18 protein-coding genes are annotated in these 20,185 nt (G+C 73.9%); 12 read left to right on the forward strand and 6 right to left on the reverse strand.

Going from position 1 to position 20,185, the window contains the following annotated elements:
- The first annotated feature begins 39 nt into the window (after positions 1-39).
- The gene (locus tag ACFC8N_RS43325) at positions 40-2,055 is read left to right on the forward strand and encodes an FAD-dependent oxidoreductase (protein WP_376295199.1); all 2,016 of its coding nucleotides are present in this window, start codon (positions 40-42) and stop codon (positions 2,053-2,055) included.
- 39 nt (positions 2,056-2,094) lie between these two features.
- Entirely contained in the window at positions 2,095-2,640 is a 546-nt protein-coding gene (locus ACFC8N_RS43330) for a PadR family transcriptional regulator (RefSeq protein WP_356023684.1), read from the forward strand.
- Positions 2,641-2,691: 51 nt separating this feature from the next.
- Here the strand turns inward: ACFC8N_RS43330 and ACFC8N_RS43335 are convergent, their stop codons facing one another.
- Both ACFC8N_RS43335 and ACFC8N_RS43340 read right to left on the reverse strand, forming a co-directional pair.
- On the reverse strand, positions 2,692-3,177 hold the full coding sequence (locus tag ACFC8N_RS43335; RefSeq protein ID WP_356023686.1) for a hypothetical protein: 486 nt from the start codon (positions 3,175-3,177) through the stop codon (positions 2,692-2,694).
- Between the two features lie 184 nt (positions 3,178-3,361).
- Entirely contained in the window at positions 3,362-4,336 is a 975-nt protein-coding gene (locus ACFC8N_RS43340) for a fibronectin type III domain-containing protein (RefSeq protein ID WP_376295201.1), read from the reverse strand.
- Between the two features lie 445 nt (positions 4,337-4,781).
- Here ACFC8N_RS43340 and ACFC8N_RS43345 point away from each other — a divergent pair, with 445 nt between their 5' ends.
- A complete protein-coding gene (locus ACFC8N_RS43345) occupies positions 4,782-5,483 on the forward strand; it encodes a glycoside hydrolase family 75 protein (protein ID WP_356023689.1) in 702 nt (233 codons plus the stop codon).
- Positions 5,484-5,521: 38 nt separating this feature from the next.
- On the opposite strand, the gene ACFC8N_RS43350 is transcribed toward ACFC8N_RS43345, so the two are convergent.
- The 3 genes from ACFC8N_RS43350 to dhaK are packed head-to-tail and all read right to left on the reverse strand — an operon-like array spanning position 5,522 to position 7,592.
- Entirely contained in the window at positions 5,522-5,932 is a 411-nt protein-coding gene (locus tag ACFC8N_RS43350) for a PTS fructose transporter subunit IIA (protein ID WP_356023690.1), read from the reverse strand.
- Positions 5,929-6,543, reverse strand: a complete 615-nt coding sequence (dhaL, locus tag ACFC8N_RS43355) for a dihydroxyacetone kinase subunit DhaL (RefSeq protein ID WP_376295203.1) — start codon at positions 6,541-6,543, stop codon at positions 5,929-5,931. The genes ACFC8N_RS43350 and dhaL overlap by 4 nt, the downstream gene beginning before the upstream one ends.
- A 56-nt stretch (positions 6,544-6,599) precedes the next feature.
- Entirely contained in the window at positions 6,600-7,592 is a 993-nt protein-coding gene (dhaK, locus tag ACFC8N_RS43360; RefSeq protein ID WP_376295204.1) for a dihydroxyacetone kinase subunit DhaK, read from the reverse strand.
- A 356-nt stretch (positions 7,593-7,948) separates the two neighbouring features.
- On the opposite strand from dhaK, the gene ACFC8N_RS43365 reads away from it, so the two are divergent.
- The 3 genes from ACFC8N_RS43365 to ACFC8N_RS43375 are packed head-to-tail and all read left to right on the forward strand — an operon-like array spanning position 7,949 to position 10,447.
- A complete protein-coding gene (locus tag ACFC8N_RS43365; protein WP_376295205.1) occupies positions 7,949-8,494 on the forward strand; it encodes an STAS domain-containing protein in 546 nt (181 codons plus the stop codon).
- On the forward strand, positions 8,491-9,948 hold the full coding sequence (locus ACFC8N_RS43370) for an ANTAR domain-containing protein (RefSeq protein WP_376295207.1): 1,458 nt from the start codon (positions 8,491-8,493) through the stop codon (positions 9,946-9,948). Before ACFC8N_RS43365 ends, ACFC8N_RS43370 begins: the two co-directional genes overlap by 4 nt.
- Before the next feature lie 43 nt (positions 9,949-9,991).
- Positions 9,992-10,447: an RpiB/LacA/LacB family sugar-phosphate isomerase gene (locus ACFC8N_RS43375; protein WP_376295209.1), complete on the forward strand. Its 456-nt coding sequence runs from the start codon at positions 9,992-9,994 to the stop codon at positions 10,445-10,447.
- 87 nt (positions 10,448-10,534) lie between these two features.
- On the opposite strand, the gene ACFC8N_RS43380 is transcribed toward ACFC8N_RS43375, so the two are convergent.
- Positions 10,535-10,900, reverse strand: a complete 366-nt coding sequence (locus ACFC8N_RS43380; protein WP_356023702.1) for a DUF6479 family protein — start codon at positions 10,898-10,900, stop codon at positions 10,535-10,537.
- Positions 10,901-11,086: 186 nt separating this feature from the next.
- Between ACFC8N_RS43380 and ACFC8N_RS43385 the strand changes: the two genes are divergently transcribed.
- From ACFC8N_RS43385 to ACFC8N_RS43410, 6 genes are all read left to right on the forward strand, one after another.
- Positions 11,087-12,265 (forward strand): acyl-CoA dehydrogenase family protein, encoded by a 1,179-nt coding sequence (locus ACFC8N_RS43385; protein ID WP_356023704.1) that lies wholly within the window; start codon positions 11,087-11,089, stop codon positions 12,263-12,265.
- Positions 12,266-12,274: 9 nt separating this feature from the next.
- Positions 12,275-13,138, forward strand: coding sequence for an oxygenase MpaB family protein (locus ACFC8N_RS43390; protein WP_356023706.1), 864 nt, complete (start codon positions 12,275-12,277; stop codon positions 13,136-13,138).
- A 121-nt stretch (positions 13,139-13,259) separates the two neighbouring features.
- A complete protein-coding gene (locus tag ACFC8N_RS43395; RefSeq protein ID WP_376295210.1) occupies positions 13,260-15,242 on the forward strand; it encodes a tetratricopeptide repeat protein in 1,983 nt (660 codons plus the stop codon).
- A gap of 604 nt (positions 15,243-15,846) precedes the next feature.
- Positions 15,847-17,415 (forward strand): phytoene desaturase family protein, encoded by a 1,569-nt coding sequence (locus ACFC8N_RS43400; RefSeq protein ID WP_376295211.1) that lies wholly within the window; start codon positions 15,847-15,849, stop codon positions 17,413-17,415.
- A 78-nt stretch (positions 17,416-17,493) separates the two neighbouring features.
- Positions 17,494-18,603 (forward strand): NAD(P)H-dependent flavin oxidoreductase, encoded by a 1,110-nt coding sequence (locus tag ACFC8N_RS43405; protein ID WP_376295212.1) that lies wholly within the window; start codon positions 17,494-17,496, stop codon positions 18,601-18,603.
- Positions 18,600-20,174 (forward strand): acyl-CoA synthetase, encoded by a 1,575-nt coding sequence (locus tag ACFC8N_RS43410; RefSeq protein ID WP_362822950.1) that lies wholly within the window; start codon positions 18,600-18,602, stop codon positions 20,172-20,174. The genes ACFC8N_RS43405 and ACFC8N_RS43410 overlap by 4 nt, the downstream gene beginning before the upstream one ends.
- Positions 20,175-20,185: the final 11 nt, after the last annotated feature.

A 20,185-nucleotide genomic window follows, 5' to 3' on the forward strand; every position in this document is an offset into this window, starting at 1 on the left:
TACAACAAGGAGTGACGACACCCGTGCACGGAGGGCCCGATGAGCCGTTACCCGCATCTGATGACCCCGCTCGACCTGGGCTTCACCACCCTGCCCAACCGCGTGCTGATGGGCTCCATGCACGTCGGCCTGGAGGAGGCCGAGCGCGGCTTCGAGCGGATGGCGGCGTTCTACGCGGCCCGCGCGCGCGGCGGCGTCGGCCTCATCGTCACCGGCGGCATCGCGCCCAACGACGAGGGCCGGCCGTACGAGGGCGGCGCCAAGCTCACCACCGAGGCCGAGGCCGAGCAGCACCGGACCGTCACGGAGGCCGTGCACCGCGAGGGCGGCCGGATCGCGATGCAGATCCTGCACTTCGGCCGGTACGCCTACCACCAGGACCTCGTCGCGCCGAGCCCGCTCCAGGCGCCCATCAGCCCCTTCGTGCCGCGCGAGCTGAGCGACGCCGACATCGAGCGGACCATCGACGACTACGCCCGCGCCGCCCGCCTCGCCCGGCAGGCCGGCTACGACGGCGTGGAGATCATGGGCTCCGAGGGCTACCTCATCAACGAGTTCATCGCCCTGCAGACCAACCGGCGCACCGACCGCTGGGGCGGCTCCTACGAGAACCGGACGCGCTTCCCCGTCGAGATCGTCAAGCGGGTGCGCGAGGCCGTCGGCGAGGACTTCATCGTCATCTACCGGCTGTCCATGCTGGACCTGGTTCCGGGCGGTTCCTCGCTGCCGGAGGTCGTCACCCTCGCCAAGGAGATCGAGGCCGCCGGGGCGACGATCATCAACACCGGCATCGGCTGGCACGAGGCCCGCATCCCCACCATCGCCACCTCGGTGCCGCGCGGCGCCTACACCTGGGTCACCAAGAAGCTGATGGGCGAGGTGTCCGTCCCCCTGGTGACCACCAACCGCATCAACACCCCCGAGGTCGCCGAGGAGTTGCTGGCCGGCGGCTTCGCCGACATGGTCTCCATGGCCCGCCCGATGCTCGCCGACCCCAACTTCGTCGCCAAGGCCGCCGCCGGCACGCCCGAGGCCATCAACACCTGCATCGGCTGCAACCAGGCCTGCCTCGACCACACCTTCAGCGGCAAGATCACCTCCTGCCTGGTCAACCCGCGCGCCTGCCACGAGACCGAGCTGGTGCTCGCGCCGACCCGGCTGAAGAAGCGCGTCGCCGTCGTCGGCGCGGGACCGGCGGGCCTCGCCTGCGCCGTGAGCGCCGCCGAACGCGGACACGCGGTCACGCTCTTCGACGCCGCGAGCGAGGTCGGCGGTCAGCTCAACGTCGCCCGCAAGGTCCCCGGCAAGCAGGAGTTCGACGAGACCCTGCGCTACTTCCGCCACCAGCTCGACGCGCACGGCGTCGACGTACGCCTCGACACCTGGGTCACCGCCGAGACCGTCACCGGCTACGACGAGGTCGTCGTGGCGACCGGCGTCACCCCGCGCACCCCCGACATCCCGGGCGTCGACCACCCCCGCGTCCTCGGTTACCTCGACGTGCTGCAGGGCGGCGCCGCCGTCGGCGACCGGGTCGCCGTCCTCGGCGCCGGCGGCATCGGCTTCGACGTCGCCGAGTACCTCACCGACGGCGGCGACAAGGCGAGCGAGGACCCCGCGACGTACTTCCGCGGCTGGGGCGTCGACATGGACTACCGGACGCCGGGCGGCCTCGCCGCACCCGAGCGGCCCGCCCCGCCCCGCCAGGTCCACCTGCTCCAGCGCAAGACCAGCAAGGTCGGCGCCGGGCTCGGCAAGACCACCGGCTGGATCCACCGCACCGAGCTGAAGCACCGGGGCGTGACCATGGTCCCGGGCGTGCGCTACGACCGCATCGACGACGCCGGACTGCACATCACCGTCGGCGAGGAGAGCACGGTCCTGGAGGTCGACACGGTCGTCCTGTGCACCGGCCAGGAGCCGCGCCGCGACCTGTACGACGAGCTCGCCGCCGCCGGGCGCAGCGTCCATCTGATCGGCGGCGCGGACGTCGCGGCCGAACTGGACGCCAAGCGGGCGATCAAGCAGGGCACGGAGCTGGCGGCGGCGCTGTAGGGCGCCTGCCGCACCTGCCCGCCTCCCTAGGATGAGCCCATGTCACTCCCGCACGCGATCCTCACCGCCCTGCTGGAAAAGCCGTCGTCGGGACTGGAACTGACCCGCCGCTTCGACAAGTCGATCGGCTACTTCTGGTCCGCGACGCACCAGCAGATCTATCGCGAGCTGGGGAAGCTGGAGGCCGACGGGCTCATCCGCGCGCTGCCGGCGCAGGCGCCGGCCCGCGGGCAGAAGAAGAGCTACGAGGTCCTGCCCGCCGGCCGCGCCGAGCTGGCCCGCTGGACCGCGGCCGCGCAGGACCCCAAACCGCAGCGGGACGTGCTCCTGCTGCGGCTGCGGGCCGCCGCGGTGGTCGGCACGGCGGGTCTGGAGGCGGACCTGCGCCGCCATCTGGAGCTGCACCGGTGGCAGTTGGCCGAGTACCGGGGGATCGAGCAGCGGGACTTCCCGCCGGACCGGGACGCCCCCGAGGACCGGCTGCGCCACCTCGTGCTGCGGGCCGGCATCGACCTGGAGACCTTCTGGACCCAGTGGCTCACCCACGCGCTGAGCGAGCTCGCCGACCTGCCGGACGGCGCCTGAGCCCCGCGCGGGGCGGGCGCGCTGGTACGGCAGTGTCGAACCGGAACGGCGTCAACGGCGGCGCAGGTACCGGCCCGTGGCGGCCACCCCGCTGCCGACCAGGGCCGCGCCGATGCCCAGCGTCAGCGGGCCGTAGTCCCGGGCGGCGCCGCCGAGGCCGCCCATGATGCCGAGGGACGGCGCGGCCGAGGACGACGGGACGCGCACCGACCGGGTGCCCGCCGTGCTGCCGCCGGAGCAGACCACGACCACGGTGTACGTCCCCGGGCGCACGCCCGACCAGGTCGCGGACTGGCCGGCGGCCGTGCCCGCCAGGGCGCTCCGCCTGCCCGCCGAGACGTTCGTCTGCCGCCCGGTCAGCAGGGCGGCGCTGCCCCAGCTGCCGTCGGTCCGCGTGCACGCGCTCGTGACCACCGAGACGGTGGACCCGACGGCGCTGACGGAGATGCCCGGCTCCGCGACGGCCTGCCCGCCGGGAAGCGCGAGGGCGGCCGCCAGGACCGGTCCGGAGCGGAGCAGAAGACGCGTGCAGCACATGGCCGGCCTCCGGCGGCACGGTCGGCGGTGCGTCCCATGGGCCGCCGAGGGTCGGGTACGTCCGTGCGCCTGGGCAGCAGCCAAGGCGCCGGCGCGGGGGCCTGCATGCGGGAGGCGGCCGGTCAGGTGACGGTTTCCTCCGTGCGGCGCAGCATCGCCCGCTCGTCCGCCCCGATCACCGGTGTCAGGTGGTCACCGTTCGTTCCTGTGACCAGCCGCCCCAGGTGCCGTCCGGCAGCCGGGCCCGTAGCCGTACCCGGTGTTCCGCGCCGGGGCCGGTGCCGGAGCCGCCGTAGAAGCTGTAGCTCGACCGCCCGGTCGGCGGTGTGCCGCCCCACACCAGCGAGGTGGCCGCCCTGCCGTCGAGCTCGATCTGGTACTCGGTGATCACCCCGTCCGCGGCCGGCGGGTCCCAGGACAGATCGATGTAGGAGGCCCCGCCGGACCGGTGGGTCCCGGCGGTGAAGCCGGTGGGCGCGGTGGCGCGGCCGTCGTCGGTACCCGGCGTGGTGAGGCGGACCGGGCCGCTCGCGGGGGAGAGGTTGTCGGCCGCGTCCCGGGCCCGGACCGTGAAGACGTAGGCGGTGCCCGGGCGCAGCCCGGTGACCACGGTCGCCGTCCGGCCGCCGCCGACGGTGTGGATCCTCGCCCCGCCCTGGTAGACGTCGTACGAGACCACGCCCCGGTCGTCCCGGGAGGCGCCCCAGGACAGCTGGACCGCGCGGCTGCCCACGACCCGCCCGACGGGCGCCGACGGCCGGGTCGGGGCCGAGCGGTCGGCCGCCACCCGGGCCGGGGTCCGCGCCGGCACCGCGCGGCTCGGCGGACCGAGGCGGCCCTGGTCGTCCCGGGCCCGCACGGTGAAGGCGTACCGGGTGGACGGCCTGAGCCTGACGACGTCCACCATGTGCTGCGAACCCGGCACTTCGGCCGCCTTCGTGGTGCCGCGGTACACCTCGTAGATGCGGATGCCGGGACCGCCGGTCACCGCGTTCCACATCACGTGCACGCTCGTGGCGCTGCCCGCCAGCGCGGTGACCCCGGTCGGCGCGCCGGGGGCCCGGCCGTCGTCGGCGTCGTCGGCCCGGCTCCAGCCGCAGGACGCGACCAGCAGCAGGGCTCCGCAGACCAGAACGAGCGGCAGGGGTGCGCGTCGCACGGCTCTGCCTCCCCTCTGCCTCCCCGGGGACGGCATCGGCATCGACCTCAAAGGTCCGGACCAATATGCCCGGCGGGCGCGGCGGCGGCAAGAGGGTCGTACGGGGTGACCGGCGGGCGGGACCCGTGTTGGTGACCATCCGGGAGAGTTACGTATGCTGAGGCTCCCTGCGGCTGAACTGACCGAGAGGACACGGGAGTTCACGCCGCCGGCGCGGACACGCTGTCGTCGCCGGAGCCGCGCCGACGCGGGCGGCCGGGGGATCCGGGCCGGCTTCGTGCCCGGATCCCCGGCCCCCTGTGGTCACAGATAATCCTCTTGTCCCTCACGGGGCGTCAGAAGCGTGCTCCATACGGCCCCTTCGGAGCGGCCCGAACGGTCGCGGGCACGAACCCGCAGCACAGTGGCGCGGGTCCGCCCGTCCTCGACGAGAGGGTCCCCCATCGTGCGTGTCCAGTCGCTGACGCTGGCCGCGGCCGGCGTAGCCCTGCTCGCCCCGGCCGCGGTGCCCGCGGCCGCTGTAGCCGTCCCGCCGCGGGAGCGCCCCCAGGCCCGGAGCGAGGGCGCCGTCGCCGCCACCGAACTGCTGTCCCGGGTGGGCGAATGCCACCAGATCTCCCGGGGCCGCTATCGCACCGACGCCGACCGCCCCGCGACCGTACCCGTGTGCGGGACACGGGACGCCGTGTTCTGGAAGGCCGACCTGGACATCGACTGCGACGGCCAGAGCACCGCCCACTGCAACCGCGGCACCGACCCGGGGTTCGCCGCCACCACCGCCTACCCGCAGTCCAACGGCCGCGGCCTGAACGCCGAGACACTGCCCTACATCGTGATTCCGGCACCGAGCCGGATCTGGGACCACCGCGACGACGGCGTGCGCGGCGGCGCCGTCGCCGCCGTCGTCTACCGCGACCGGGTGCAGTACGCGGTGGTCGGCGACATCGGCCCGCGCGACCTCATCGGCGAGGCCTCCTACGCCACCGCCCGGGGTCTCGGCATCAGCACCGACCCGAACGACGGCGGCGCGCCCTCCGGCGTCACCTACATCGTGTTCAAGGACTCCCGCGTGAAGCCCGTCGAGGACCACGCGGCGGCGGTGGCGACGGGAGAGCGGCTGGCCCGCCTGTTCGCGACCGGCCAGTGACCGCCCCGCCCCTCCGCCCCCCGCCGCCCGCGCGGCCGTCATGCCTTGCGGTAGGTGTACGCCTCCGCCGCCGCGGCCTCCACCGCGTCCAGGCCCGCTCCCGCGGCGGCGGTGACCACCGCGGCCACCGCGCCCTCGACGAACGGCGCGTCCACCAGGCGGGTGCCGTCCGGCAGTTCGTCGCCCTCGGCGAGCAGTGCCTTCACGGTCAGCACCGCGCTGCCGAGGTCGCCGAGCACCGCGACCCCGGCGCCCCGGTCGACGGCGGCAGCCGCGGCGGAGATCAACTCGGCGCTGGTGCCGAGCCCGCCGTCCTCGGTGCCGCCGGCCGGGGCCACGAGCACCTCCTCGGCCCCGCCCGCGAGACCCTTCGCCAACTGCGCGACCGACGCGGCCACCTCCGCGCTGTGCGACACGAGCACGATCCCGACCAGCTTCTCGTCGCTCACGACCGGCCCCCCGCCGGCGAAGCGGCTGTTTCGAGTGCGGCGATCAGCAGCGCCGACGAGGTCGCGCCCGGGTCCTGGTGGCCGATGCTGCGCTCGCCGAGGTAGCTCGCCCGGCCCTTGCGGGCCTGCAGCGGTGTGGTCGCCTCGGCGCCCTGCTCGGCGGCGGTCCGCGCGGCGGCGAAGCCGTCCCCGAGCGCGGCCACGGCCGGCTCCAGGGCGTCGATCATGGTCTTGTCGCCGACCATCGCCCCGCCGAGCTGCTTCACCCCCTCCACCCCCGAACCCAGCGCCGCGGCCAGCTGCTCCACGCCGACCTCGGCGGCCTCGCCGAGCGCCTTGCCGGTCCGGCGCAGCAGCGTGCCGTACAGCGGCCCGGACGCGCCGCCGACCGTCGAGATGAGCTGCCGTCCGGCGAGCGTCAGGACCGCGCCCGGCGTGGCGGGCTCCTCCTTCTCCAGGGCGGCCGCCACGGCCCGGAAGCCGCGTTGCAGATTGCTGCCGTGGTCGGCGTCCCCGATGGCCGAGTCGAGTTCGGTGAGCCGCTCCGCCTCATGGTCGACGGACGCGGCGGTCACCGCCATCCAGCGGCGGAAGAAGTCGGCGTCGAGCACTGGATCTCCTTGCGTGGTGAGGGGGTTGAGCAGTGGAAGCCGGGGGTGGGAGGCGCTCACATGCCCCAGCGCAGCGCCGGGGTGCACACCGGTGCGTCCCACAACCGCAGGAGCTCTTCGTTGATCTGACACAGCGTCACCGAGGCGCCCGCCATGTCCAGGGAGGTGACGTAGTTGCCGACCAGCGTACGGGCCACCGCGACCCCGCGCTCCGTGAGCACCCGCTGCACCTCGGCGTGGAAGCCGTACAGCTCCAGCAGCGGGGTGGCGCCCATGCCGTTGACCAGCAACAGCACCGGGTTGTGCGGCGGCATGTCCTCCAGGATCGCGTTCACCGCGAAGTCGGCGATCTCCCCGGAGGTCATCATCGGCCGCCGCTCGCGGCCCGGCTCGCCGTGGATGCCGACGCCCAACTCCAGCTCGCCGTCCGGGAGATCGAAGGTCGGGGTGCCCTTCGCCGGGGTCGTGCAGGCGCTCAGGGCCACGCCGAAGCTGCGGGAGTTCTCGTTCACCCGGCGGCCGATGGCCTCCACGCGCTCCAGCGGCTGCCCCTCGGCCGCGGCGGCGCCCGCGATCTTCTCCACGAACAAGGTCGCGCCGGTGCCGCGCCGGCCGGCGGTGTAGAGGCTGTCGGTCACGGCCACGTCGTCGTTCACGAGCACCTTGGCGACCTGGATGCCCTCGTCCTCGGCCAGTTCGGCCGCCATGTCGAAGTTCAGCACGTCGCCGGTGTAGTTCTTCACGACGAACAGCACCCCGGCGCCGCTGTCCACGGCGGCCGCGGCACGCGCCATCTGGTCCGGCACCGGCGAGGTGAACACCTCCCCGGGGCAGGCGGCGGACAGCATGCCGTGGCCGACGAACCCGCCGTGCAGCGGCTCGTGCCCCGACCCGCCGCCCGACACCAGCGCGACCTGCCCGGCAACGGGAGCGTCCCGGCGGACGATCACCCGGTTCTCCACGTCCACGGTCAGATCGGGATACGCCGCCGCCATCCCGCGCAGCGCGTCCGCCACGACGGTCTCCGGCACGTTGATCAGCATCCTCATCGGTATCTCCTAGTGCGCCTTGCGGGTGGGCTCGGGACCTGCGGTTTCCGCCGCCGGGCCGGGTTCACTGGTGGTGCTGGAGGGATCATTCGGATGGAGCTAAGGGCAGTATCGACCTTGGACCGGACGAGGTCACGCGATCCGGGCGCACCCCGCGGCGGCGGGAGAGGCCGGCGCGGGAACTCCGGGTGCGCGCACCGCCCTTCGGAGCCTCCCTGCGGCCGCTGCCGGCCGGGTCCGCGCGGGGTGCGACACGCCTGGGGAAAATCGTTGCATCGGCGGCACGGGCGGAGCACAGTGAAGCCCCGGTCAAGACGCGGCTGGCTGATCCTTCTCCACCCAGGAAGCCCGATCCCATGGAAAACGGCCGGCCGTCCCGTGCCCGCGCCCGCCCTCGCGGCTCGGCCCCGCTGCTCGTGCAGACCGTGCACGAGCGACGCCCCGAGGTGGGCGGGATCAGCGTCCTGAAGGCCCGGGGCACGGTCGACGTCACCAACGCCGTGGAGTTCTCCGAGGCGCTCGCCGAACACATCGCCCACGCCGACCGGACGGCGGAACACCCCTTGCTGGACATGACCGAGATGTACCTCGCCTGCCCGGCCGCCGTGCGCTCCCTGGACCGGGCCACCGGTGCCCTCGCCTTCTCCGGCCGCGCCCTGCCCGTCGTACAGCCCCGCCCGCACGCCCGCGACGCGCTGCGCACCGCGGGACTGCCGGGCATCCGCGTGCACGCCACGATGGCGTCCGCGCTGGAAGCACTGGGAGCGCGGGGAGCAGGGGAAGCGCCGGGGACCCGTGCGGCGCCGGAGGCCCGCGGGGACGCGGTGGAGGTTCGCGACGACCGCGAGAGGGCCGGGAGCGGGCGGGACGCCCCGGCGACGCGCCGACGGGCCGGGCCATGAAGCCCGCCTCGGATTCCGACGCCGATTCCGACGCCGGCCCGTCCGCCCCGACGGGCTCGTCCGCCGACCCCGCCGTCTCCTCTCCTTCCGCCGCCGCGTCCGCCGCTGCCGGTCCCTCTGCCGTCCTGCCCGCCTCCGCCGTTCCGTCCGCCCCGGTCGTCCCGTCCGTCCCGGCCGTTCCCGTCGGCAGGCCGGCCCCGCTCCTGATCGAGTCGTCCGTCGTCGAGGGGCTGCCCGCCGAGGGGGCGGTGCTGCTGCGTATGTCCGGCAGCCTGGACACCGAGGGCGCCCAGGCCTGGTCGGCGCAGCTGCGCGGGCATCTGGAACAGGCGGATCTCGCGGGGCTGCGGCCCGTCCTCGACATGGCCCATGTGCAGCTCGGCGGCGCCGCCGTACTGCGCGCGCTCAGCGAGACGACCCGGGCCCGCACCGGCCGTCCGGACCTGGTCATCGTCCGGGCCCGGCCCGGGCTGCGCGAGGCCGTGCATCTCGCGCGTCTCGACGGCGTCCGGCTCTACGCCACCCTCGACGACGCCCTGCGCGAGCTGGCCCGGGCGGCCACCCACGGGGCGGACCTGCCCGCCTGGCGGTCGCAGATCTCCGATCCGCTGCGGCCCAGTTACGAGGACCTGCGCAAGGAGGTCCGCGCGCTGCGGGCCCGGGTGCGCTCCGCTCCCGTCATCGGTATGGCGCAGGGTGTGGTCATGGTCCGCTACGGCCTGCCGGACTCCGCCGGCGCCTTCCGGGTGCTGCGCGAGGTCTCGCAGCGGTTCAACGTGCCGCTGCGGGTGCTCGTCTCCGCCGTCGTCGTGGCCCGGCCGCCGGACGGCGCGGTCTGGTTCCCGGGGCGCCGGTCGCTGCCCGTGCCGCAGCTGCGGATCCTGGCCCGGGAGGGACGGGACCCGCGCTACCGACGGCAGATGATCGACGCCGTGCTGCACGAGGCGCTCGCCGCCGGGCGGGCCTGTGCCGGATACGTGCGGTGTGTCGACCCGGCCGTGAACGCGCTCGTGCTGGAGTCCGACCACGGCTGTGCGGATACGTTTCTGGACCACCTGGTGCGCGGCTGGGACGAGGGCACGCCGGACACGGTCGCCCGGCTGCTCGGCCGCCGGGTGAGCGTGCCCGACGTGGCCGCCGACACACTCCTGTCCGAGGAGTCCCGGCGGGTCCTGCTGGGCACCGGCACCCGCGCCGTGGACAGCGTCCCCGTACTGTCGCGGTCCGGGTCGTGCACCGGCGTGATCACGTTGCACTGGCCCGAGGCCGGGCACCGCCCGACCGGCGACCAGAGCCAGGCCCTCGCCCTGCTGGCCTCCGACACGGCGGCGTGGCTGAGCTGGTACCACCGCTCGGTGCTCCTCGACGCCCTGGAGGAGCTGCACCGGGAGCTGACCGGCCTGGCCGCGCGGCCCGACGACGCGCGCGGAGCACGGCACTCCCAGCACTCCTAGGCGGGCGTCACGCGCTTCCGGTGGAGCCGCTACGCTCGCCGGTATGCGGATCTCCGTCTCCTCCGACATGGACGAACCCGTCGCCCGGCTGCTCCTCGCCGAGCTGGCACGACGCGGCCACGAGGTGCGGGCGCACGGCGCGCTGCGCCCGGGGGCCGACCCGCAGTGGGCGGTCTGCTCGGAGGCGGCCGCCCGGGAGGTCGCCGAGGGCACGGCCGACCAGGCGGTGGTGTGCTGCTGGACCGGCACGGGCGCGTCCATCGCGGCCAACAAGGTGCCCGGCGTCCGCGCGGCCCTGTGCACGGACGCCGTGACGGCGGACGGCGCCCGCCGCTGGAACGACGCCAACGTGCTCGCGCTCAGCCTCCGTCTGACCTCCGCACCGTTGCTGAAGGAGATCCTCGACGCGTGGTTCGCCGCCGAGCCCAGCCAGGACGCCGAGGACCGGCAGAACGTGGCCCGCGTCGGCCGCCTGGACGCCGCCCGGAGGGACTCCTAGGGGCGTAGGGCGACCCGGCGCGGGCCGGGACTGCTGTGCGGGGTGGTGGCGGTGTGGTCCGGTCGGCGGGGTCGTTCGGGTCGGGGGTCAGTGGGCGCCGAGTCCGCCGCCGCCGAACGAGCCGCTGGACCCCCGGCTCCAGCGCGGACGTTCCTTCGACGCGCTCGGCCTGGTGTCCTGGTTGCTCAGCTCGTACGGGGTGAGCGGGCGACCGCCCTTGGGGATCACGGGGACGTCCTGGGATTCCCTGTTCTCCCGGACTTCCCGCACCGGTCCCTCCGGCGGCAGCGTGGGCTGCTCCTCGGGGCGGGGGCGGGGGGACTCGCGGTACTTGACTCGGGAGTTCATCCAGAATCCGCCGGCGAGCAGCGCGAGGACACCCATGGCCACGATGAACAGGACGAGGCTCATGAGGCCGCTCGCTGCGGCCAGCTGCGTCGATGCGGTACTCATAGGACAGGGATACCCCACTCAAACCCGGGCGAACCGGACACAATGCGTGACCGGTGATGGACGGACGGCGATGCCGCCGGCGCCGGGCCGCCGCCGGAATTCGTCCCGAGCGCGTCATTCCCTATTTCTGAAACACGTTCTACGGTGTGCGCCGTCAGGACCGCCCTTGGGGAGCCTGGAGGCGCCGTGCATCTCGACCACACGCCCGAGCAGCAGCGACTGCGCACCGAGCTGCGCGCCTACTTCGCGCAACTGGTGCCGGACAACGCCTACGCCCGGTACGCCGACCCGGCCGCGCAGAAGCGGTTCTACCGCGACACCGTCCGCCGGCTCGGCACCGACGGCTGGCTCGGCGTGGGCTGGCCGAAGGAGTACGGCGGGCGCGGCATGACGGCGATGGAGCAGTTCATCTTCTTCGACGAGGCCGCCCAGGCCGGCGTACCGCTGCCGCTCATGGCGCTGAACACCGTCGGCCCCACGCTGATGCGCTTCGGCACCGAGGAGCAGAAGGCGTACTTCCTGCCGCGCATCCTCTCCGGCGAGATCGACTTCGCGATCGGCTACAGCGAGCCCGACGCCGGCACCGACCTGGCCGCGCTGAAGACCAGGGCCGTACGCGACGGGGACGCGTACGTCGTCAACGGGCAGAAGATCTGGACGACGAACGGCGACACCGCGGACTGGGTGTGGCTCGCCACCCGCACCGACCCCGCCGCCCCGCCGCACAAGGGCATCACCATGCTGCTGGTGCCGACCTCCGACCCCGGCTACTCCTGCACCGTCATCAACACCCTCGCCTCGCACGACACCACCGCCAGCTACTACGAGAACATCCGCGTCCCGGTCTCCCGCCGCGTCGGCGAGGAGAACCAGGGCTGGCGGCTGATCACCAACCAGCTCAACCACGAGCGCGTCACCCTCGCCGCCCACGGCACGATGGCCATCCGCGCCCTGTACGACGTCCAGCGCTGGGCGCGCGAGACCAAGCTCGCCGACGGCCGCCGGGTCGCCGACCTGGCCTGGGTGCGCCGGCTGCTGGCCCGCACCCACACCCGGCTCGACGCGATGAAGCTCATGAACTGGCAGATGGTCACGGCCGTCCAGGAGGGCACGCTCACCCCGCAGGACGCCTCCGCCGTCAAGGTCTACGGCTCCGAGGCCCGCCGGGACGCGTACGCCTGGCTCATGGAGATCATCGCGGCGGCCGGACCCCTCAAGGAGGGCTCCGCGGGCGCCGTCCTGCACGGCGAACTGGAGCGCGGCTACCGCTCGGCGGTCATCTTCACTTTCGGCGGCGGCAACAACGAGATCCAGCGCGAGATCATCTCCTGGATCGGTCTGGGGATGCCGAGGGTGCGGCGTTAGCCTGCGGACATGGGCGATCCCGGGCTGTTCACGCCGAACTCCGTGACCTGGCAGATGCACGGCGACCCCATGATGTGGGTCGCCGGCGTCCGTGCGCTGTACCTCCAGGCGCTGCACCCGCGTGCGGTGCGCGGCGTGCTCCAGAACTCCACGGCGTTCGATCGTCAAAAGGGTGGCCGGCACGACGCCTGGGGCCGGCTCATGCGCACCGCCGGCTTCGTCGGCACGACGACGTACGGCACGACCGAGGCGGCGGAGCGGGCCGGCGCCCGCGTCCGGAGGATCCACGGCATGCTCGGGGCGACCGACCCGGACACCGGCGAGCGCTACGGCGTGGACGAACCCGCGCTGCTGCTGTGGGTCCACTGTGCGGAGATCGACTCGTATCTGCACGTCCTGCGCCGCTCCGGCTTCCCTCTCACCGACGCCCACGCCGACCGCTACATCGCCGAACACCGCGTCAGCGCACGCCTGGTGGGCCTCGACCCCGGGACCGTACCGGCGAGCCGCGCGGAACTGGCCGCGTACTTCGAGAAGGTGCGCCCGGAACTGGCCGCGGGACCCGAGGCGCATGTGGTGGACGACTTCCTCCTCCGCCCGCCGACGCATCCCCTCCTCGTACCGGCGCGTGACGTGCTCTGGCGGCGCGTGGCGCACCTGGCGTACGCCGCTCTGCCTCCGTACGCCCATGAGCTGTACGGCAGACCGGCCCCCGCACCTGCGGTCGTCACCCGCCGGCTGCGGGCCACGGGCAGGCTGTTGCGCGCCGTTCCCGCACGTCTGCGCTGGCAGTTGCCGCCCAAACACGTCCTGCGCGCGATGGCGAGGCTCGGCCCGGACGCGCGTCCGGCACCGTACAAACTTGGACGATAGGCCGCCATACTGGACGAGCAGGGGGGGTGTGGCGCGGATCGGGCCGGCGCGGTGCGGCCGGATGCGGTCCGGGCCGGTCTCCGGGGGGCGGGGGCGGACGGCGACGGGGCGGCGGATCGCGATGGGGGAGAACAGGCTCGTTCAGGGCCGGTACCGGCTGCTCGAACTGCTCGGGCGGGGCGGGATGGGCGAGGTGTGGCGGGCCCGGGACGAGTCCCTGGGCCGGCAGGTCGCGGTGAAGTGCCTCAAACCGCTGGGGCCTTACCACGATGCGGCCCTCTCCGGAGTGCTGCGGGAGCGGTTCCGCCGCGAGGCCCGGGTGGCCGCCGCGCTCTCGCACCGCGGGGTGACCGTCGTCCACGACTTCGGCGAGTGCGACGGTATGCCGTACCTGGTGATGGAGCTGCTGGACGGCCGCGACCTGAGCCGCATGCTGGAGGAGAACAAGGGGCATCCGCTGCCCGTGGACGAGGTGGCGGACATCGCCGACCAGATCGCCGCCGCCCTCGCCTACACCCATCAACGCGGCATCGTCCACCGGGACCTGAAGCCCGCGAACATCGTGCGGCTGGCCGACGGCACCGTGAAGATCTGTGACTTCGGCATCGCCCGCCTCGGCCAGGACATCGGCCTCACGGCCCGGCTGACCGGCACCGGCGTCGCCCTGGGCACCCCGCACTACATGTCCCCGGAACAGATCGGCGGCGGCGAGGTGGACCGGCGCAGCGACCTGTACTCGCTGGGCTGCGTGCTGTACGAAATCGCCACCGGGGCGCCGCCGTTCGACCTGCCGGACGCCTGGGCGATCCTCATCGGGCACCGGGACACCCCGCCGCGGCCGCTGCGCGAACTGCGTCCCGAACTGCCCGCCCACCTGGAGGAGATCATCCTCGACCTGCTCGCCAAACGACCGGAGGAACGGCCGTACGACGCCGGGGAGTTGGTCCGCCGGATCAGGGCGGGGCGCGTACCGGCCCGGGCCGGCGCACCGGAGGCGCCCGGAACGAGCGCGCGGTCGCGCCCGGCGAGCGGCGACCGACGCGTGGGCGCGACCGGCCCCGACGTCCCCGGCGGCCCCGACGCGCCCGTGGACGATCGACGGTCCACGACCACGACCCTCGCCGCGGAGCGCCTCGTTCGCGGCGGCCGTTTCACCGACGCGCTGGCGGCCTACACGGACGTCGCCGAGGCGAGAGCGCGCGTGTTCGGCGCCGACCACCCCGACACGCTCGCCGCCCGCCAGGAGACCGCCTACGTCCTCGGTCGGCTGGGCCGCCACTTCGAGGCCCACCAGGTGTACGCCGCCGTGCTGGCCGCACGGGTGCGGGCCATGGGCCCCGATCACCCGGACACGCTGCGCTGCGGGCACAATCTCGCCTGCACCCTCGGCAGACTGGGCCGCCTGGACGACGCGCTGCGCACGGCCCTCGACGTGGCGGCGGCGCGGGCGCGCGTGCTCGGTGCGGACCATCCGGACACCTTGGTCTCGCACTGCGAAGTCGCCTATGCGCAGGGGCAGTTGGGACGCTGGGAGAAGGCTCTCGCGCTGTACCGAGAGGTCGCCGCGACCCGGGCGCGGGTACTCGGTCCGGACCACGCCGACACCCTCGCCGCCCGCTACGAGACGGCGCTCAGCCTCGGCCGGCTGGGCCGCAGCACGGACGCCCTGCGGCTGTACCGCGAACTGATCGAGGACCGCACCCGCGTCCTGGGGCCGGACCACCCCGACACCCTGCGTGCCCGGCACGGCCTCGGGGTCAACCTCGGCCGGCTCGGCCGCTGGGAGGAGGCCCTGGCCGAGGCCCGCGACGTGTGCCTGCTGCGCGAGCAGGCCCTCGGGCCCGCCCACCCGGACGCGCTCGTCAGCCACCGGGAGGTCGCGGTGGCCCTGGGCTGGCTGGGCCGGTGGGGCGAGGCCCTCGCCGGGTACCGCCGGGTCGCCGCCGCCCGTGAGCGCGTCCTCGGCCCCGACCACCCCGACACCCTCGCCAGTCGCAACGACGAGGCCCACTGCCTGGAGCGCCTCGGCCGGGGCACCGAGGCGGGCGAGCTGTACCGCCGGGTCGCAGTGCTCCGCCAACGGCTCGCGCCCGGCAGTGCTTGACCTTCGACGACGCTTGGTTCCCGGGACGCTTGGGCTCTGACGGTGCCACCGGTTCGCGGGGAGTGCGTGGCTCCTGGCGGTGCTTGGTCTCCGGGGGGCTTGGTCTCCGCGAGTGCTTGGGCCCGGGTGGTGCCTGGCCTCCGGGGGGCCCGGGCTCTGGTGGTGCCCGGGCTCTGGTGGTGCTTGGCCTCCGCGGCGCCTGGTCTCCGGCGGTGCCGGAGCTCCGGGAGCGCGCGGTCTCCGGGGGAGCGTGGCTGTGGCGGCGCCTGGCTTGTGGCGGTGCCCGGTTTCTGGTGGTGTCCGCCTCCGGCAGTGCCAGGTCTCAGGGAGCGCCCGGGCTCTGGCGATGCCTGGTCTCCGGCGGCGCTTGACCTCCGGCTGCATCTGGCCGCTGACGGTACCTCCTCCCGGCCGTGCTTGATCTCCGGCCGTACTTGATCTCCGGCGGTGCCCGGACTCCGCCGTGCCCGGCTTCCGCTGTGCCCGCCCTCCGCCGTGCCCGTCCTCCGCCGTGCCCGGCCCCGGTGCGGCCGCGTCAGCCGGGCCTGACCTCGGCCGGAGCGTGCCTCTGGTCGCCGTGGATCAGTACGTGTTACGAAGGACCATGCCTGCCACCGAGGGAACCCGCAGCTACGACGCCGTCATCGTCGGCGGCGGACACAATGGCCTGGTCGCCGCCGCCTACCTGGCCCGGGCGGGCCGCTCCGTCCTGGTGCTGGAGCGGCTGGGACACACCGGCGGTGCCGCCGTGTCCACCCGTGCCTTCACCGGCGTCGACGCCCGGCTGTCGCGCTACTCCTACCTGGTCAGCCTGCTGCCGCAGAAGATCGTGCGCGATCTCGGCCTCGACTTCCGGGTACGCTCGCGCACCATCTCCTCGTACACCCCCGCCGAACGGGACGGCCGGCCGACCGGACTCCTCGTCGGCGGGGGCGAGGAGCGCACCCGGGCGGCCTTCGCCCGGCTGACCGGCGGCGAGCGCGAGTACGCGGCCTGGCAGCGCTTCTACGGCAGGACCGCCCGCGTCGCCGAGCGCGTCTTCCCGACCCTCACCGAGCCCCTGCCCACCCGGGACGAACTGCGCCGACGCGTCGACGACGAGACCGCCTGGCGCGCGCTGTTCGAGGAGCCGATCGGTGTCGCCGTCGAGGAGAACTTCGCCGACGACCTGGTGCGGGGCGTGGTCCTCACCGACGCCCTCATCGGCACCTTCGCCGACGCCCACGACCCGTCCCTCGTGCAGAACCGCTGTTTCCTCTACCACGTCATCGGCGGCGGCACCGGCGCCTGGGACGTGCCCGTCGGTGGCATGGGCACCCTCACCGACGCGCTGGCCGCGGCGGCCCGCTCGGCGGGCGCCGAACTGCGCACCGGGCACGAGGCGGTGCGCATCGCCACCGACGGTGAGCGCGCCGAGGTCGCCTACCGCACCGCCGACGGCGAGGGAGTCGCCGCCGCCCGGCACGTCCTCGTGAACGCCTCCCCGCAGGAACTGGCCACGCTCACAGGGGACTTGGCACCCGATCCCGCCGAGGGCGCCCAGCTCAAGGTCAACATGCTGCTCACCCGGCTGCCGAAGCTACGCGACCCGGACACCGACCCGCGCGAGGCGTTCGCCGGCACCTTCCACGTCGCCGAGGGCTACCGGCAGCTCGCCACCGCCCACGACCAGGCAGCCGCCGGTGAACTCCCCGACGCGCCGCCCTCGGAGATCTACTGCCACTCGCTGACCGACCCCTCGATCCTCGGTCCCGAACTCGCCGAGCGCGGCTACCAGACGCTCACCCTGTTCGGCCTGCACACCCCGGCCCGGCTCTTCGACCGGGACAACGACGCCGTACGCGAGGAACTGCTGAAGTCCACCCTCGCCCAGCTCGACGCCCACCTCGCCGAGCCGTTGGCCGACTGCCTGGCCACCGACGCCGACGGCCGCCCCTGCATCGAGGCGAAGACCCCGCTCGACCTGGAACGGGACCTCGGGCTGCCCGGCGGCAACATCTTCCACCGCGCCCTGTCCTGGCCCTACACCCAGGAGGGCACGGGACGATGGGGCGTGGAGACCGGGCACGCGAACGTCCTGCTGTGCGGCGCGGGCGCGGTGCGCGGGGGAGGGGTGAGCGGGGTGCCGGGGCACAACGCGGCCATGGCGGTGCTGGAGGCCACCACCCCGTGACCGTCCGGCAGTGAAAAGAATCTGACGGAACGTCAGAAAGCTCTTCCGTCGGCACGGCGGCTGCGGCATCCTGCGCCCATGCAGACGGAGCTGAGCAAGAGACTGGGAGTCGAGCACGCCGTCTTCGGCTTCACGCCGTTCCCTGCCGTCGCCGCGGCCATCAGCCGGGCCGGCGGCTTCGGCGTGCTCGGCGCGGTTCGCTACACCGCCCCCGACGACCTCAAACGCGACCTCGACTGGATCGAGGCACACGTCGGCGACCGGCCGTACGGGCTGGACGTGGTGATGCCCGCGAAGAAGGTGGAGGGCGTCTCCGAGGCGGACGTCGAGGCGATGATCCCCGAGGGACACCGGCAGTTCGTGCGGGACACCCTCGCGGGGCACGGGGTGCCGGAGCTGGCCGAGGGCGAGGCCTCCGGGTGGCGCATCACCGGCTGGATGGAGCAGGTCGCCCGCACCCAGCTCGACGTCGCCTTCGACTATCCGATCAGACTGCTCGCCAACGCCCTGGGCTCCCCGCCCGCCGACGTCGTCGCCCGCGCCCACGACCGGGACGTCCTGGTCGCCGCGCTCGCCGGCAGCGCCCGGCACGCCCGCAAGCACCAGGAGGCGGGCATCGACGTCGTCGTCGCCCAGGGATACGAGGCCGGCGGCCACACGGGGGAGATCGCCACGATGGTGCTCACCCCCGAGATCGTGGACGCCGTCGACCCGCTGCCCGTCCTGGCCGCCGGCGGCATCGGCAGCGGACAGCAGGTGGCGGCCGCCCTCGCGCTCGGCGCCCAGGGCGTATGGCTGGGCTCCGTCTGGCTGACCACCACGGAAGCCGATCTGCACGCGCCCGCGCTGACCCGCAAACTGCTCGCCGCCGGGTCCGGGGACACCGTCCGCTCCCGTGCCCTGACGGGCAAGCCCGCGCGGCAGCTGCGCACCGAGTGGACCGACGCCTGGGACGACCCGGCCGGCCCCGGCACCCTGCCCATGCCGCTCCAGGGGCTGCTGGTGGCCGAGGCGGTCTCCCGGATCCAGAAGTACGAGGTCGAACCGCTGCTCGGCACGCCCGTCGGCCAGATCGTGGGCCGGATGAACAGCGAGCGCAGCGTCCAGGCCGTCTTCGACGACCTCACCCGCGGCTTCGAGCGGGCCGTGGACCGCATCAACCGCATCGCCGGAAGGAGCGGCCGGTGACCGGCACACCCCCCGCGGGATCCAGCACACCCCCCGCCGGATTCTGGGCCCAGGCCACGCACGACCCCGGCCGCACGGCCCTGATCGCACCCGACGGCGAGGAGTGGACCGCCGGACGTCTGCACGCCGCGGCCAACCGGCTCGTCCACGGCCTGCGCGCGGCCGGCCTGGAGCGCGGCGACGCCTTCGCCGTCGTTCTGCCCAACGGCGTCGAGTTCTTCACCGCCCACCTGGCCGCCACCCAGGCTGGCCTCTATCTGGTCCCGGTCAACCACCACCTCGTCGGCCCCGAGATCGCCTGGATCGTCGCCGACTCCGGGGCGAAGGTGCTCATCGCCCACGAGCGGTTCGCCGACGCGGCACGCGCCGCCGCCGACGAGGCGGGCCTGGCGCCGACCCACCGGTACGCGGTCGGCGCGATCGAGGGCTTCCGGCCGTACGCCGGGCTCCTGGACGGGCAGCCGGAGTCGGCGCCCGCCGGCCGCGAGCTCGGCTGGGTCATGAACTACACCTCCGGTACGACGGGACGCCCGCGCGGCATCCGCCGCCCGCTGTCCGGCAAGGCCCCCGAGGAGGCCTACCTGGGCGGATTCCTCGGCATATTCGGCATCCGGCCGTTCGACGACAACGTCCATCTCGTCTGCTCGCCGCTGTACCACACGGCCGTCCTCCAGTTCGCGGGCGCGTCGCTGCACATCGGCCACCGGCTGGTCCTGATGGACAAGTGGACTCCGCAGGAGATGCTCCGCGTCATCGACGCCCACCGGTGCACGCACACGCACATGGTCCCGACCCAGTTCCACCGGCTGCTGGCCCTCCCGGACGAGGTGAAGGCCCGCTACGACGTCTCGTCCATGCGGCACGCCATCCACGGCGCCGCGCCCTGCCCCGACCACGTCAAGCGAGCCATGATCGACTGGTGGGGGCACTGCGTGGAGGAGTACTACGCCGCCAGCGAGGGCGGGGGTGCCTTCGCCACCGCCGAGGACTGGCTGAAGAAGCCCGGCACGGTCGGCAAGGCCTGGCCGATCAGCGAACTCGCGGTCTTCGACGACGACGGCAAGCGGCTGCCGCCCGGTCAACTCGGCACCGTCTACATGAAGATGAGCACCGGCGGCTTCGCCTACCACAAGGACGAGGCCAAGACCCGCAAGAACCGCATCGGTGACTTCTTCACGGTGGGAGACCTGGGTGTCCTCGACGAGGACGGCTACCTCTTCCTCCGCGACCGCAAGATCGACATGATCATCTCCGGTGGGGTCAACATCTACCCGGCCGAGATCGAGTCCGTGCTCCTCGCCCACCCGGCCGTCGCCGACGCCGCCGCCTTCGGCATCCCGCACGACGACTGGGGCGAGGAGGTCAAGGCCGTCGTCGAACCGGCCCCGGGCCACGAGCCCGGCCCGGCGCTCGCCGCCGCCCTCCTCGATCACTGCGCCGAGCGGCTCGCCGGCTACAAGCGGCCCAAGAGCGTCGACTTCATCGCCGAGATGCCCCGCGACCCCAACGGCAAGCTCTACAAGCGGCGACTGCGGGATCCGTACTGGGAGGGCCGCACCCGCCCGGTGTGACAGCGGTGCGG

Source organism: Streptomyces sp. NPDC055966, assembly GCF_042269865.1.
Classification (GTDB): domain Bacteria; phylum Actinomycetota; class Actinomycetes; order Streptomycetales; family Streptomycetaceae; genus Streptomyces.